The following is a 14,747-nucleotide window of genomic DNA, read 5'->3' as shown; positions in this document are numbered from 1 at the left end:
CAGCGAGAGAGTAGAGGCACCATGGACACGATCGTCAAAATTCTCTCCTTTCTGGCCGTTTTGGCTGTCGTGGTTGTGCTTGTTCGCGGACTGTGGAACATGGCCAAGGGGGGCTCTGCCAACACCTCGCAGCGTCTGATGCGCATGCGCGTCATGCTGCAATTCGTCGCTGTCATGGTGTTGATGGCGCTTCTGTGGTTGTCTGGCCGCTAGCGGACAAAGGCACAGGTCGGCGATGGCAACACGCATTTATACCCGTACGGGTGATGACGGTACGACCGGGCTCTTCAGCGGCCAGCGGGTGAAGAAATTCGATCTGCGGGTCAGCGCCTATGGCACAATCGATGAGACCAACGCCGCCATCGGCGTGGCGCGCCTCCACACGCTTGACCGCGAGCCGGTGGTGGATGCGATGCTGGGGCGCATCCAGCATGATCTGTTCGATCTTGGTGCCGATCTGTGCACGCCGGAAGGCGATGAGCCGCCGGCGTTTCCGGTGCCGCGCATCTCATCTGCGCATGTGAAGCGCATCGAGGATGATATCGACCGGCTCACCGGCGAATTGCCGCCGCTCAAAGCCTTCATTCTGCCTGGCGGGACGCCGGCTGCGGCCTATCTCCACCAGTGCCGGACGGTGTGCCGGCGGGCGGAGCGGCTGATGGTCGAGCTTGCTGCCCATGACGGGGCGGGGGTGTCGGATGACGCGCTCAAATACGTCAATCGCCTGTCGGATTTCTTTTTTGTCGCCGGTCGCCATGTGAATGGTCGCGGCGAAGGGGACGTCCTGTGGTCAAAAGACGGCGCGTGCTAGGATCTCTCCATGGTCATCCCGCTTCACGACGACAATCCGCTACGCCACATCGTTCATGCCTATGCCAACTGGACGATCATCGCCCTCACGGTCCTTGTTCATCTCATGGTTGGTTCCGGCCTGGTCGCCGGTGATGAGGGGTTGCAACGAGCGAGCCTGGGGCTTGGCGTCATACCGGCTGTTCTCAACCGCTATGCCGATCTGCCGGCGCATCTTTATCTGATCCCGCAGGTGCTGACGCCGTTCACCTATATGTTTCTTCATGTCGACTGGCTGCATCTGATCGGCAACATGCTGTTTTTGTGGGTGTTTGGCGACAACATCGAAGATGCGCTGGGGTCCTGGCGCTATGTTCTGTTTTATCTCACATGTGGCGTTGTTGCGGCGCTGACATTTGCCTGGCTCGGACCGCACGCCTCCGAAGCCCCGCTGATCGGCGCCTCGGGCGCGGTGGCGGGTGTTATCGCCGCCTATTTCCTGCTGTTTCCTCATGCCCGTGTCTGGGTGTTGCTCTTCTGGCGTCTGCCGCTCAGGGTCGAGGCATGGCTGGCGCTAGGCGGCTGGATCGTCATTCAATTCTGGCAGGTGCTGAGCGGGGCGCAAGGCGATGGCGTCGCATGGCTTGCCCATATCGGCGGCCTTGCTGCGGGGGCTGTCATCATCCTGACGATGCGGCGACGAATTTACGTATGAATACCGGCTGATTGGCGAAATCAGGCGCTGCGATGTTGCGGTGCGTTGACTTTTGCCGGACGGGGCCGTTACGGTCGCCAACCATAAAAAGGCATGACAAGGGAGCGCTCGCCGTCATGAAGATACTTGTCCCGGTGAAACGGGTGGTCGATTACAACGTCAAGATCCGGGTCAAGGCCGACGGGTCGGGCGTTGAGCTTGCCAATATCAAGATGTCGATGAATCCGTTTGACGAAATCGCTATTGAAGAAGCGATCCGCCTGAAGGAAAAGGGCATCGCCAAAGGTGAGATCGTGGCGGTATCGATCGGGCCGGACAAGGCGGCTGAAACCATCCGTACCGCGCTTGCCATGGGTGCTGATCGCGGTATCCTGGTCAAAACCGATGCGGTGAGCGAGCCGCTGGCGGTTGCCAAAATTCTCAAGGCCATCGCCGAGGTGGAAAAGCCCGATCTCATCATTCTGGGCAAGCAGGCCATTGATGATGACTGCAACCAGACAGGGCAGATGCTGGCAGCCCTCCTTGGCTGGGCACAGGGCACGTTTGCCTCGAAGGTCGAGATCAATGGCTCCGACCTGTCGGTCACCCGTGAGGTTGATGGCGGTCTGCAGACGGTCAAACTGACGTTGCCGGCGATCGTGACCACCGACCTGCGCCTCAACGAGCCGCGCTATGCCTCGCTTCCCAACATCATGAAGGCCAAGAAGAAGCCGCTTGATGAAAAGACGCCGGCTGATTTCGGTGTGGATATGGCGCCGCGCCTCAAAGTGCTGAAAACGACCGAGCCGCCGCAGCGCAAGGCGGGAGGCAAGGTCGGGTCGGTTGCCGAACTGGTTGCCAAGCTGAAAAACGAAGCGGGCGTTCTCTAGTACAGATTGCGGTAACACGAAATCGCAACATGCTCTTATCTTATTGTTTTCGCATGCTGTTATCGAAAAGCCGGTTTCCACTTTTTTTCGCAGCATGCTCTAGGGTTCACGGAGCCAAAAGATGACCATTCTTCTTGTCGCTGAACACGCCGACAATGTTTTGAAAGATTCGACCCACAAGGCTTTGACCGCTGCCATAGCAATGGGCGGCGATATCCATGTGCTGGTCGCGGGCAGTCAGTGCGGCACGGTGGCGCAGGCGGCCTCCAGGCTCGCCGGTGTGGCTAAAATCAGGGTGGCAGATGATGCGTCGCTTGCCCATCAGCTGGCAGAGCCGATGGCGGCCCTCATCGTCAGTCTTGCGAATGGGTATGATGCGATCATCGCGGCTGCCTCCACGACCGGCAAGAATGTCATGCCGCGCGTCGCCGCACTCCTTGATGTGATGCAGATTTCAGAAGTGATCGCCGTTCACGGTGCTGATACGTTCGAGCGACCGATCTATGCCGGAAACGCCATCCAGACGGTGCAGTCGCAGGATGCCAAAAAAGTCGTCACGGTGCGCACAGCCTCCTTCAAGGCGGCAGCCGAAGGCGGCGCGGCGCCCATTGAGGCTGTCGGCGTTCCCGCCGCAGCCGGGCTGTCGCAATTCGTTGCTGAAGAATTGTCGAAGTCGGATCGCCCGGAACTGACATCGGCCAAGATCATCGTCTCCGGCGGGCGGGCGCTTGGCTCGTCCGACAAATTCAAGGAAATGATCGAGCCGCTTGCCGACAAGCTCGGTGCAGCCGTTGGCGCCTCGCGCGCGGCGGTCGATGCCGGCTATGCGCCCAATGATTATCAGGTGGGACAAACGGGCAAGGTCGTGGCGCCTGATCTTTACGTCGCCATCGGCATCTCAGGCGCCATCCAGCATCTGGCCGGGATGAAAGATTCCAAGGTTATCGTGGCCATCAACAAGGATGAGGAAGCGCCGATCTTCCAGGTGGCTGATTACGGTCTCGTCGGTGATCTCTTCACCGTGTTGCCCGAACTTCAGGCCGAACTCAGCAAGATCGGCAAGTAGCATGGGGCGCGGGGGTAGGGTCGACGGCTGGCCAGGCGCGAGCGGGGCATGTCTATGACACCAGATATCCGAACGATTGGCATCATTGGCGCCGGGCAGATGGGCAATGGTATCGCTCATGTGTGCGCGCTTGCCGGTTACGATGTCATCCTCAGCGACGTGACGCTCGAGCGCGTGCAGTCGGGGCTGGCGACGATCAATGGCAATATGGCCCGCCAGGTGGCACGCGGGACCATCACGGAGGCTGATCGCGCTGCCGGACTGGCGCGTATTACCGCGAGCGAAAAACCCGAGGCGCTCGCTGATACCGATCTCGTGATCGAGAGCGCGGTTGAGAACGAAGAAGTCAAGCGCAAGATTTTTGCCGCCGTATGCAAGGTGGTGCGGCCGGATGCTCTTCTGGCGTCCAACACGTCGTCGATCTCCATCACCCGCCTCGCGGCGTCGACCGATCGTCCGGGGCGTTTCATCGGCATTCATTTCATGAATCCGGTTCCGCTGATGCCCCTCGTCGAGGTCATCCGTGGCATTGCCACCGATGATGACACTTTTGATGCCTGCAAAAATCTGGTGCGCAAACTCGGCAAGACGATGGCGGTGGCGGAGGATTTTCCCGCCTTCATCGTCAACCGTATCCTGCTGCCGATGATCAACGAGGCGGTTTATACTCTCTATGAGGGTGTGGGCTCGGTCGAATCCATTGATACGGCCATGCGTCTTGGGGCGAACCATCCGATGGGGCCGCTGCAGCTTGCCGATTTCATCGGGCTTGATACCTGCCTGTCGGTGATGCAGGTGCTGCATGATGGGCTGGCTGATTCGAAATACCGCCCCTGCCCGTTGCTCGTCAAATATGTCGAGGCCGGTTGGCTGGGGCGCAAGACCCAGCGTGGGTTTTACGATTATCGCGGCGAGAAGCCGGTGCCAACGCGCTGAGTGCTGCCTCGTTGCGGCACCGGCACTCAGCCGAGATGGACGGGCAGCGCCAGAAAACCACGAAAGCGCGCCCGGTTGCCACGCACAGGTGCGCCCGACAGGCGATAATTCGGGAAACGCTGCAGAAAACGTAAGATCGCCACGCGCCCTTCCATGCGGGCAATCGTCAGGCCGACACAGACGTGAACGCCGGATGCAAAGGCGACGTGGCGATTATTCAGGCGGGCGAGATCGAGCCGGTCAGGATCGGTGAATGCTGCGGGATCGCGATTTGCCGCAGCAATGGCCAGCGTAACGAAGGTACCGGCTGGCATATCAACATCGCCCAGCCGGGTTGGCGCGGTGGTGATGCGATTGCCGAGCTGGACGGGGCTGTCGAAGCGCAAGAACTCCTCTATCGCCGAGGTGATGAGCGCGGGGTTGGCAAGTAATCTTGCCTTTTCCTGCGGCCATTCGAGAAGATTGAAGAGCCCGTTGCCGATGAGATTGGTGGTCGTCTCGTGGCCGGCATTGAGAATGAAAATGCAGTTCTGCAGTAATTCGATTTCTGACAGTTGTTCGCCATCCGTCTCGCCCTGGATGAGCCGCGTCAAAACGTCGCTGTCGGGGTTACCGGGGCTTGCCCGACGCTCGGCGACCAGCACGCGCAGATAATCCAGAAAATCGCGTACCGCGATCTCCCCGCTCTCCAGCATGGCGGCTGTTGGCTGCGGCTCAAGCGCGCCCAGAATGGCAAGCGACCAGTCGCGTAACGGTCCACGGCGCTCATGAGGGATGGCGAGCAGGTTGCCGATCACCTCGATCGGCACTGAAGCCGCCAGATCGGCGATGATGTCAGCCTCTCCCCTGGCCGCCATGCGATCAAGAAGCCCGTCCACCATGGTGATCATCGGCCCTTCAAGATCAGCAACAGCGCGCGGATTGAGCGCACCCGCGATGATACGGCGAACCCGCGTATGGAGCGGTGGATCGTTGAAGATGAGGCTTGTCGTGTGGTGCTGATAGAGCAGGCCATTGCCGAATTTGGGCAGGAATTCCGCCTTTTTGTCAGACGAGAAGAGTTTCGCGTCCTTGTAGACGGTCATGAGATCGGCATGGCGCGTCAGCAGGTAGCTGCCGGGACCAAGGGGGAGGACCGGGTTGCTCGCACGAAGGGCGTGAAAGGTCGGGTAGGGGTCGTCGTAGAATGACGCGGGCAGGTGCCGCAGATCGAAATCGGCAGCAAGCTGGCGCGCATTGTCCGCAGGGTGAGATGCCGGCGTGCCGGTTTGAGCGACCATCATGTCTGGCATGGCGTGATCCACACTGGCTGCGCGGGCGTGGGATGCGCAGCGTTAAGCAAGCTTACGTTAAGGGCAATCGGCGTTGCAACCGGCACCCATATTGGGGCTATGTTGCGTCCTCTTCAATCGTCGCGACGAGGTTACACCCATGTCGATCACCCGCCTCAAACTCTATCATTACCCGGCTTCGCGCAGCGCGCGCGTCAAATGGTTGTTGCATGAGGTGCTGGGGGATGCTTTCGAGATGGAGCGCGTGAACCTCTATGATGGCCAGCAATATGGGCCGGAGTTCCTGCGTCTCAATCCCAATCACGGCGTGCCGGTTCTTGACATCGAGTGGGAGGACGGCACGAGGCAGGTCATGCATGAAAGCGCTGCGATGCTGGCATTCCTGGCTGATGCCTATCCTGGTCATCAACTCGCGCCACCACCGGGATTGTCATCAGCGCGCGCCGATTACCTGCAGATGCTGCATTTTGGCGCCGGCCCGGTCGATATGATGCTGTGGCAGATACGCATCCATGAGCATGTCCTGCCGTCGGCCGAGCGCGACCCCCGGACGATTGCGCGCTATCGCAAGAAATTTGCCGACGAGATCGAGCCGCAGCTCGCCAAGCGCCTCACGGCGGCAAGCTTCATCGGTGGCGAGATGTTTTCCGCCGCCGACTGCATGATGGGGCATTGTGTGTTCTGGGCGCGCGGCTATGGCATGTGCCGCGATGACGTGTTCCGCAGCTATATCTCGAGATTGTCCAAGCGGCCGGCTTTTGCTGCTGCGTTTGCCGACGCGAAGGAGTTCTCGCCGCAAGTGCCGCAGGACAAACCGCAAGCAACGCGTTTCACGGGCTAAGCGTTCGCCACCTATTTTTCCTGCGCTTTCTGCACGGCCAGGATGAGCTTGACGGCATCATTTGATGACCAGTTGGCGGCCCCCAGCATGTGTCCCGCGACGCAGCCCTCGGCATTGATGATCAGTGTCGCCGGCATGCCGATGGCGCGGCCGGCGGCGCGCAGTGTAAAGAAGGCTTTGCCCGTCGGGTCGTGGTAGAAGGCGAGTGATTTGGCGCCGATTTCGGACAGAAACTGACGCGGCTTTTCCGGACTGCCGAGATCAATGGAGACGGCGACCACCTCAAACGCCTTGCTGCCGAGATTGGCCTGCAGGGCATCGAGCGCCGGCATTTCGTGGCGGCAGGGGGCGCACCAGATCGCCCACAAATTCAGAAGGATGGTGCGACCCTTGAAATCAGCGACGCGGCGTTCATTGCCCTCGCCGTCGCGGAAGGTGAAATCGGGCGCGATCACCGGCTTCTTCTCGACGCGGAAGGCGGCGACGTCGCCGATGGCAAGCGGCGCCAGCGTCTCGGCATTTGCGGTGGCAAGCGCGCATTCGCCGGCTGCTGGGCTGTTGCCAGAAAGCCCGCTGATCCCGTATACGGCGCCAATGCTTGCAAACAGGCCGAACGCCGACAGGAGGGCGCCAACCAACAGCCTCCGGTTGTTTTGCTGACTTGCCACTTAACCCTTCCCTTTTTCTGTTCTGTCCCAAACCGCGCGCCGTCAGGAACCGATACGCATGAGCAACAAGATGTGGGGCGGACGTTTTTCCGCCGGGCCGGCTGCCATCATGGAGGAAATCAACGCCTCCATCGACTTCGACAAGAAGCTCTACACCCAGGATATCGCCGGGTCCAAGGCACATGCAGCCATGCTGGCGCAAACCGGGATTATTTCGGCTGCCGACCGCGCAGCCATCGACCACGGGCTTGATCAGGTCAAGAGCGAGATTGATCAAGGCACATTCACATTCTCGCGTGCGCTTGAAGACATCCACATGAATGTCGAGAGCCGCCTTGCCGAACTCATCGGCGAGCCGGCAAAGCGCTTGCACACGGCGCGCTCGCGCAATGATCAGGTGGCGACCGATGTGCGCCTGTGGGTCCGTGATGCGGTGGATGACATCGAGGTGCAGCTCACGTCTTACATGGAGGTTCTGGCGAAGCTGGCGCTGGAGCATGCGGGCAGCGTCATGCCCGGTTTCACCCATCTGCAGACAGCCCAGCCGGTGACCCTTGGCCATCATCTGCTGGCCTATGTGGAGATGGCGGGACGTGACCGCAGCCGCTTTGCCGATGCGCGTGCGCGCCTCAATGAATCGCCCCTGGGGGCGGCGGCCCTTGCCGGCACGTCGTTTCCCATCGATCGTCAGATGACCGCAAAGGCATTGGGTTTTACGCGGCCGATGCGCAATTCGCTCGATGCGGTGTCTGATCGTGATTATGCCATCGAGGTGCTGGCAGCTGCCGCCATTGCCGCCATGCATCTGTCGCGCTTTGCCGAGGAGATGGTGATCTGGACGACACCCTTTTTCGGCTTTCTCACCATGTCCGATTCCTATTCCTCCGGCTCCTCCATCATGCCGCAGAAGAAGAATCCGGATGCAGCCGAGCTGGTGCGCGGCAAGACGGGGCGCATCAATGGGGCGTTGATCGCGCTGCTGACCGTGATGAAGGGATTGCCGCTCACCTATGGCAAGGACATGCAGGAGGACAAGGAGCCGCTCTTTGACGCTCTCCCCAGCCTGTCACTGTGCATTGCGGCGATGACCGGCATGCTGAGCGAAGCGACGTTCAACGAAGCGGCCATGAAAAAGGCCGCTGGTGCCGGCTATTCAACCGCAACTGACCTTGCCGACTGGCTGGTGCGCACGCTTGGTCTGCCGTTTCGCGAGGCGCATCATGTGACGGGGCGCATTGTTGCGCGCGCGGTCGCGGCGGGCGTGCCGCTGCATCGCGTGCCGCTTGCCGCCATGCAGGCCGAGCACGGCGCCATCACGGCTGATGTGCTTGCCGTTCTTTCGCCATCGGCGTCCGTCAGAAGCCGGGTGTCGGAAGGTGGCACGGCGCCAGCCAATGTGCGGCGGGCGGCACGCCGATGGCTTAAATCGCTTGCCGGCTCACCAGGGGTTGGTAAGTGAAGGCGCGATGGTGTAAACGAGCCCATTGTCCTTAGGGAGACGTCACCTTGTCTGCAAGCCGCCTTGCTCTGGCCCTGTGTCTGGCCCTTGCCGTTTCCGCCTGCGGCAAGAAGAGCCCGATTGAGTATCCCGTCAGCCTCGATCAGGTCACGCCCTGGAACGAGGAAGGCCGCAAGGCGATCGATCCGCCGCGTGACGCCAATGGTAAAGCGATTGAACCCAAAACCAGCCGGCAGCCGGTGCCACCGCTCAGATCCCTGCCCATTGACGTCATTCTCAACTAGGATCGTTGCCCGCTCACCGTGATGTCGTTTGCCGCGACCTGCACGACTGACGCGGCAGCCGATTAACGCTCATAAAAACGGGCAGGTCCATGCATCATTTTCACTATCGAAATGGCATTCTCCACGCCGAGGACGTCGATCTTGCTCGGCTGGTGGCGGACACCGGGACGCCCGCCTATGTCTACTCTAGCGCGACGCTGGAGCGTCATATGCGCGTCTTCCGCGCGGCCTTCGCGCCGCTGCCGGTTGATATCTTCTATGCGATGAAGGCCAATGGCAATCTGTCCGTCCTGCGCACGGTGGCGCGGCTGGGCGGCGGCGTCGACGTGGTTTCCGAAGGTGAAATCCGCAAGGCTCTGGCTGCCGGTGTTCCAGCCGAGCGGATCGTCTTTTCGGGGGTTGGCAAGAGTGATGGCGAGCTGCATTACGCGGTGTCGCGCAACATTCAGCAGATCAATGTCGAGACGCCAGGCGAGCTCTATCGCCTGTCGGCCATTGCCGGCGCGCTTAGGCGCAGCGTCAATACGGTGCTGCGGATCAATCCGGCGATCGGGGCTGGCGCTCACGCCAAGATCACGACGGGCGATGAGAGCAATAAGTTCGGGATCAGCCATGCCGATGCCTTGCGTCTTTACGGCGAAGGCACCCGCCTGCCCGGTATTCTCATGCGCGGCTTTGCGGTCCATATCGGCAGCCAGATTTTTGATCTCGACCAGCCTGAGGAGGCGTTCGGGCGCCTGGTTGAACTCGTGCGTGCGGCGCGGGCGGCCGGCTACAATGTCACCCATCTTGATCTTGGGGGCGGGCTTGGCGTTCATTATGATGCACGAGAGGCGGGCAGCGAGGATGAAGGGCGGGTGAAAACCTATGCGGCGATGGTGCGCCGCGTCACTCACGGCCTTGACGTTCACCTCGGTTTCGAGCCGGGACGGGTGATCATCGCCAATGCCGGCATCCTGCTTGCGCGCGTGGTGGCGCTCAATGTCCGTGCCGAGCGCACTTTCGTGGTGCTGGATGCCGGGATGAACGATCTGGTGCGCCCTGCCATGTATGACGCCCATCATGATATCTGGCCGCTGCAGCAGCACAGCGACGCGGCCCGGCAGCCCTATGACGTGGTCGGGCCGATCTGCGAATCAAGCGACAGTTTTGCCGTGCAACGCCTGCTGCCACCTCTTGAAATCGGCGCTTTTGTTGCCTTCATGAGTGCGGGCGCCTATGGCGCGTCGATGTCGTCGACCTATAATCAGCGGCTGCTTGTGCCCGAAATTCTTGTCGATGGCCCGCGTTACGCGGTGATCCGGCCACGGCAGACCTACGAGGAATTGATCGGGCTTGATCGCCTGGCGCCCTGGCTCACCGAGGGTTGATCATTCTCCAGGCAGCGGCAGGGCTTGGAGAGAACGCAATTGCGTCCTAGGCTGTGTGATCGGGCGGCTGATTGCCGCCGGCGCCGGTTCCAAGCGAAGTGGACCTGAGAATGAGCAAGGCGGACGCGAGCGACCAGCACTTCCCCGATGATCCGGCCAGCCGCCGGATCGTCGATCAGCTTGAGAAGCGTATCCTTTTGTCACGCTATGTTGTGCTGTGGGAGCGAACCTGGCCGGCGCTCGTGTGGCCGGCGATGGTTGTTGGTCTTTTCCTCTGCCTGTCATGGTTCGGCATCTGGGGTCTGGTTGATGGTCATGGCCGGTTTGCCGGCTTGTGCGTGATTGGCGCGGCGTTCCTGGCCAGCCTGGCGCCACTGGCGCAGCTTACGATGCCGGGACGACAGGACGCTATTGACCGGCTTGATCGCGGCGGCGGTCTTGTGCATCGCCCGCTCGGTGCCCTCTATGACACTCTGCCCGCTTCCAGCGATGATGCGACGACGCGCGGTCTGTGGCAGGCGCATCGGCGCCGCGAATTGGCGCGTGCAGCCCTCGTCAGGGTGGAGCGTCCGCGCCCTGACATGGCGCGTTATGACCCCTTCCAGCTGCGCGCGGCGATGCTTCTGGTGTTGATTGTTGGCTCCGTCTTTGCTGGTCCTAGCGCCTGGCAGCGGGTCAGGCTGGTGTTTACGGCCAGCGGGGTTGCAACGCCGCCTGCGCGTATTGACGCATGGATCACGCCGCCAGCCTATACGGGGCGCCCGACGGTGTTTCTTGCCGTTGACAAACGGGCGCAAGAGGGCGCCTTGCGCGTCCCGGCGGGCAGTATCCTGATGCTGCGCAGTGATCGCGGCGAGGGTATTGCGTTGACCTTTAATGGCGTTGCGGCGAGCGGCGAGGCGGAGGCGACGCTTGGCAGCCAGGCGCGGGCCTTCCGGGCGACGCTTGATCTGGATGGCGTGATCAATCTTGCGCGTGATGGGCTGCAGTTGCGGCAGTGGACGATTGCGGTTGATCCTGACCGGGCGCCATCGATCAGCTTTGACGGCCCGGTGCAGAAGACGCCAAGCGGGGCGCTCAGGCTGCGCTATCGCAGCGATGATGATTACGCCGTGGCGCAGGCCTTCGCCGAGTTCAAGCCGCTTGATCCGCCCGCATCTGCTCGCACCTTCGGTTACACCAAGCCGACCGCGCCGCGCCCGCTCGTGGAGCCGCCTGAATTGCCGCTCGCGATTGGTGGCACGCGCGGACACAATCCCGGCACCACACTCACCCGCGATCTCACCGCTCATCCCTGGGCCGGCGGGTTGGCCAGCATGACGCTGGTTGCCCGTGATGATATCGGCCAGGAAGGTCGCTCGCAGACGCTCATCATCGAATTACCCCAGCGCCGTTTTACCAAGCCGATTGCCCGCGTGCTGGTCGAGCAGCGGCGGTTACTGGCCCAGGACGCCCATCAGCGCGAGCATGCTGCCCTGGTGCTTGATGCGCTGGTGATCGATCCCGAGCGCCGGGTCGTTGAGGAAAAGACATATCTGTCGCTGCGCAGCCTGTATCATCGTCTGATCCAGGCGCGCGATGATGATGAGCTGCGCGCGGTCGTTGAGGCGATGTGGGAGGTTGCCGTTCTCATCGAGGATGGCGATCTGTCGCCGGCCGAACGGGCGCTGCGGCAAGCGCAGGAGCGGCTCGAACAGGCATTGGAGCGTGGGGCAAACGAGCAGGAACTGCGCGATATCATGCGCGATCTGCGCCAGGCGATGCAGGACCTGATGCGGGAACTGGCCGAGCGCGCCTTTCAGGATCGGCGCGAGGGTCGCCAGCAGCCACCACGAACGGGCGAAGAGCGCGTCATATCCCAACAGGATATCGACAAGCTGTTACGCGAGATCGAAAGTCTTCTGCGCCAGGGGCGTCATCAGGAAGCGCAGGAGCGGATGGCGCAATTGCGGGACTTGCTGAACGCGCTGCGCAATGCCCGTCCGCAATTTGCGGACGAGAATCCCGGCGGCGACGAGCAATTGCTGCAGGAACTTGGCGATATCATCCGTGAGCAGCAGAAATTACTCGACCAGACGTTTCGTGAGCGCCAGCGCACTCGCCGCCAGCCGGGTGGCCAGCAACGCCCGGGTCAACAGCGGCCGGGCGGTCAGCAGCGCCCCGGACAGCCAGGCGAACAGCCCGGCGAGAATGGCGAGCCGGGGCAGGAGCAGGGCCTGGGTGGCCTGCAGGAGAACCAGCAGGCGCTGCGCGAGCGCCTGCAACGCTTCATCGACCAGCTGCGTGAGGGCGGACATGATCCCGGCCCTCCTTTCGGGCAGGCCGATGGGCAGATGGGCCAGGCGGAAGGCGAGTTAGGGCAGGGACGGGCAGCCGAAGCCCTGCCACCGCAAAACAAGGCGCTGGAAAATCTGCGGCGCGGCGCCAATCAGCTGGCGCGGGAAATGCTGGGGCAAGGTGAAGGCGGCCCGGATGGCGATCCGGGCAACCCCCAGGCACGCGCCGATGGGCGGGGAAATCAGAACTCCGACCCGCTGGGGCGCGACCACAATCGCGAGAACCATGATGGTCTTCAGGAATCGGGCGTGCGCATTCCAGGGCCTGACGGGCAGCGCATCCAGGAAATTCTCAAGGATGTGCGGCGCCGGCTGGCTGATCCCAATCGTTCTCAGGTCGAGCGTGACTATCTTGAGCGCTTGTTGCGCCCGTTCTGACCGCGACAGTCTTTAATTGGCGATGGTGTCAGGTGAATGGCTTGGCGCCAGAGCCCGGGCGATGCTCCCGCGCAGTTCAGCCAGGGTGAAGGGTTTGGTGATCACGTCGCGCACCAGAGTGCTGAGATTGCTGGCGCGCGCGCGCTGGTCAGCATAGCCGCTCATCAGGATAATCGGCAGATCAGGCGCGTCGCGGACGGCAGCAAGGGCAAGGGCGATGCCGTCCATCACCGGCATTTTGATGTCGGCCAGCAGCAGATCGAAACTGTGAGGAGCGGCCTGGAGTGCGCTCAGTGCCTCACCCCCATCGCTGGCGTCGACGACGTCGTGGCCATCTTTTGCCAGCGCGCGTTTCAGCTGGGTTCTTGCTCCGTCATCATCTTCGGCCAGGAGGACGCGCGCCATGTATTCTACTCCGTTGTTATCATGTCGAAAAAGCAGGATTCAAAGCCTTAGTTGGTCGGTGTGGCAATATTACGATGAGGTCAGCTAACTCACGTTAATTCATTGTGATTTTAAGGGGTTGACGCCTGTGGTGCCGATGCAGAGCGGGCAAAGCGCAGTTCGAAACGCTGGGCAGCGCTGGCCGGCATCGCAAGTCTGGTCGAGAAGGGAATGGTGGCGCCGGCGTCAAGGCGCGGTTGCGGCGGTGCGGCAGCCAGGACTGCGACTTCCTTGCCGCTAGCGTCAAGGATGGCCAGACGCATCTCGGGGATATCAAGGTCGCTTCGCGTCAGATTACGGATTGTCCCGGAGACCAAAAGCGTGCGCCGACCATGCTCGGTATCAAGCGCTGGCACGACCGCCTCAATCGCCAGACCACGCGTGTTGACTGGCAGGCCGATCGCGGCGAACAAGCCGGCAAGATTAGGCTGCATTCTGACCAAGGGTGTACGCAGAGCGACGGCGAGCACCATGACCGCCAATAGCGCCGCAAAGACTGCCAGGGGTGGGGACAGGGGGAAGTTTCGTAATTTTTTTTGCGCTTTTCCGCCCGTCTTCAGCAGCCGCGGACCCGCGACCATGTCGTCTTGCACCTGATCGGCGGGCAAGGGTTGTTCGCTGGCTTGTGACGCCATGGCGGCGGCATTTGCGGCATCCTCCTCGGCAACTTCGGCCCAAGGGTCGCTTTCCTCCGGCATCTCGACTGCAGGTGCGGGCTCGGGCGCCGGCGCCTGAAACCATTTGTTGCTGCAGTCAGCGCATTTGACCATACGGCCCTTGTCACCAAGCATGGCAGCTTTGATGTCATAGGCAGATTGGCAATCGGGACAGACAATGCGCATGGGAGAATCGAGGCTGCTTCGGTTTAACGTGATGCAAGCCTAGCGGCCAAGCGTTAAAGGTTTGGAAACCACGTTGGGCGTGGAACAGATATATGGCCTCGTCTGATCGCGTGTGATCGGGTGTTGCTGCCGGGACGGTGGTGACGATGACAGTGCCAGTGGGGAGCGCAGCGGTTGATTGTTTTTGAAAATGTCGGCTTGCGCTACGATCTGGGGCCTGAGGTGCTTCACGACGTCAGCTTTGTCATTGAACCGCATTCGTTCCAGTTTCTCACCGGGCCGTCCGGCGCGGGAAAAAGCACGCTCATGCGCCTCATGTTCATGGCCCTCAGGCCAACGCGCGGCGCGGCGCGCATTTTCGATCAGGACGTTGCCACGATAACCGCCTACGATATCGCTGCAACCCGTCGGCGTATCGGCATGGTGTTCCAGGATTTCCGTTTGCTCGATCATATGAC

General features: G+C 61.5%; 16 protein-coding genes. 12 read left to right on the top strand and 4 right to left on the bottom strand.

Going from position 1 to position 14,747, the window contains the following annotated elements; all coding sequences use genetic code 11:
* The first annotated feature begins 21 nt into the window (after positions 1-21).
* From ACINK1_RS12880 to ACINK1_RS12855, 6 genes are all read left to right on the top strand, one after another.
* Positions 22-213, top strand: coding sequence for a twin transmembrane helix small protein (locus tag ACINK1_RS12880; protein WP_376800142.1), 192 nt, complete (start codon positions 22-24; stop codon positions 211-213).
* Positions 214-235: 22 nt separating this feature from the next.
* Positions 236-811 (top strand): cob(I)yrinic acid a,c-diamide adenosyltransferase, encoded by a 576-nt coding sequence (locus ACINK1_RS12875; protein ID WP_376800141.1) that lies wholly within the window; start codon positions 236-238, stop codon positions 809-811.
* A gap of 9 nt (positions 812-820) precedes the next feature.
* Entirely contained in the window at positions 821-1,504 is a 684-nt protein-coding gene (locus ACINK1_RS12870; protein ID WP_376800140.1) for a rhomboid family intramembrane serine protease, read from the top strand.
* 116 nt (positions 1,505-1,620) lie between these two features.
* Positions 1,621-2,373, top strand: a complete 753-nt coding sequence (locus tag ACINK1_RS12865) for an electron transfer flavoprotein subunit beta/FixA family protein (protein ID WP_376800139.1) — start codon at positions 1,621-1,623, stop codon at positions 2,371-2,373.
* A gap of 121 nt (positions 2,374-2,494) precedes the next feature.
* Positions 2,495-3,439: an electron transfer flavoprotein subunit alpha/FixB family protein gene (locus tag ACINK1_RS12860; protein WP_376800138.1), complete on the top strand. Its 945-nt coding sequence runs from the start codon at positions 2,495-2,497 to the stop codon at positions 3,437-3,439.
* Between the two features lie 48 nt (positions 3,440-3,487).
* Complete coding sequence (locus tag ACINK1_RS12855) at positions 3,488-4,375, top strand: 3-hydroxybutyryl-CoA dehydrogenase (protein ID WP_376800137.1); 888 nt, start codon at positions 3,488-3,490, stop codon at positions 4,373-4,375.
* 26 nt (positions 4,376-4,401) lie between these two features.
* On the opposite strand, the gene ACINK1_RS12850 is transcribed toward ACINK1_RS12855, so the two are convergent.
* Positions 4,402-5,658 carry a cytochrome P450 gene (locus ACINK1_RS12850; RefSeq protein WP_376800203.1) on the bottom strand — a complete coding sequence of 419 codons (1,257 nt, stop codon included), beginning with the start codon at positions 5,656-5,658 and terminating at the stop codon, positions 4,402-4,404.
* Positions 5,659-5,806: 148 nt separating this feature from the next.
* Between ACINK1_RS12850 and ACINK1_RS12845 the strand changes: the two genes are divergently transcribed.
* Positions 5,807-6,508: a glutathione S-transferase family protein gene (locus ACINK1_RS12845; RefSeq protein ID WP_376800136.1), complete on the top strand. Its 702-nt coding sequence runs from the start codon at positions 5,807-5,809 to the stop codon at positions 6,506-6,508.
* 11 nt (positions 6,509-6,519) lie between these two features.
* Here ACINK1_RS12845 and ACINK1_RS12840 read toward each other — a convergent pair whose 3' ends face one another.
* Positions 6,520-7,176: a TlpA disulfide reductase family protein gene (locus tag ACINK1_RS12840; RefSeq protein WP_376803621.1), complete on the bottom strand. Its 657-nt coding sequence runs from the start codon at positions 7,174-7,176 to the stop codon at positions 6,520-6,522.
* Between the two features lie 58 nt (positions 7,177-7,234).
* Between ACINK1_RS12840 and argH the strand changes: the two genes are divergently transcribed.
* The 4 genes from argH (at position 7,235) to ACINK1_RS12820 (ending at position 13,003) form a co-directional block, all read left to right on the top strand.
* Positions 7,235-8,635 (top strand): argininosuccinate lyase, encoded by a 1,401-nt coding sequence (gene argH / locus ACINK1_RS12835; protein ID WP_395760150.1) that lies wholly within the window; start codon positions 7,235-7,237, stop codon positions 8,633-8,635.
* Between the two features lie 47 nt (positions 8,636-8,682).
* A complete protein-coding gene (locus tag ACINK1_RS12830; RefSeq protein ID WP_376800133.1) occupies positions 8,683-8,919 on the top strand; it encodes a hypothetical protein in 237 nt (78 codons plus the stop codon).
* An 89-nt stretch (positions 8,920-9,008) separates the two neighbouring features.
* Positions 9,009-10,289 carry a diaminopimelate decarboxylase gene (lysA, locus tag ACINK1_RS12825; protein WP_376800132.1) on the top strand — a complete coding sequence of 427 codons (1,281 nt, stop codon included), beginning with the start codon at positions 9,009-9,011 and terminating at the stop codon, positions 10,287-10,289.
* A gap of 110 nt (positions 10,290-10,399) precedes the next feature.
* The gene (locus ACINK1_RS12820; RefSeq protein ID WP_376800131.1) at positions 10,400-13,003 is read left to right on the top strand and encodes a TIGR02302 family protein; all 2,604 of its coding nucleotides are present in this window, start codon (positions 10,400-10,402) and stop codon (positions 13,001-13,003) included.
* Positions 13,004-13,015: 12 nt separating this feature from the next.
* On the opposite strand, the gene ACINK1_RS12815 is transcribed toward ACINK1_RS12820, so the two are convergent.
* Positions 13,016-13,408 carry a response regulator gene (locus ACINK1_RS12815; protein ID WP_376800130.1) on the bottom strand — a complete coding sequence of 131 codons (393 nt, stop codon included), beginning with the start codon at positions 13,406-13,408 and terminating at the stop codon, positions 13,016-13,018.
* 110 nt (positions 13,409-13,518) lie between these two features.
* The gene (locus ACINK1_RS12810) at positions 13,519-14,289 is read right to left on the bottom strand and encodes a DUF3426 domain-containing protein (protein ID WP_376800129.1); all 771 of its coding nucleotides are present in this window, start codon (positions 14,287-14,289) and stop codon (positions 13,519-13,521) included.
* A 174-nt stretch (positions 14,290-14,463) separates the two neighbouring features.
* Between ACINK1_RS12810 and ACINK1_RS12805 the strand changes: the two genes are divergently transcribed.
* Positions 14,464-14,747 (top strand): ATP-binding cassette domain-containing protein (locus tag ACINK1_RS12805; protein WP_376800128.1); only part of this gene is annotated, 284 nt, incomplete at its 3' end.

Source organism: Raskinella chloraquaticus (SeqCode) (assembly GCF_021731865.1).
Classification (GTDB): Bacteria; Pseudomonadota; Alphaproteobacteria; order Rhizobiales; family UBA4765; genus Raskinella; species Raskinella chloraquaticus.
This window is presented reverse-complemented; position numbering and strand designations above follow the sequence as displayed.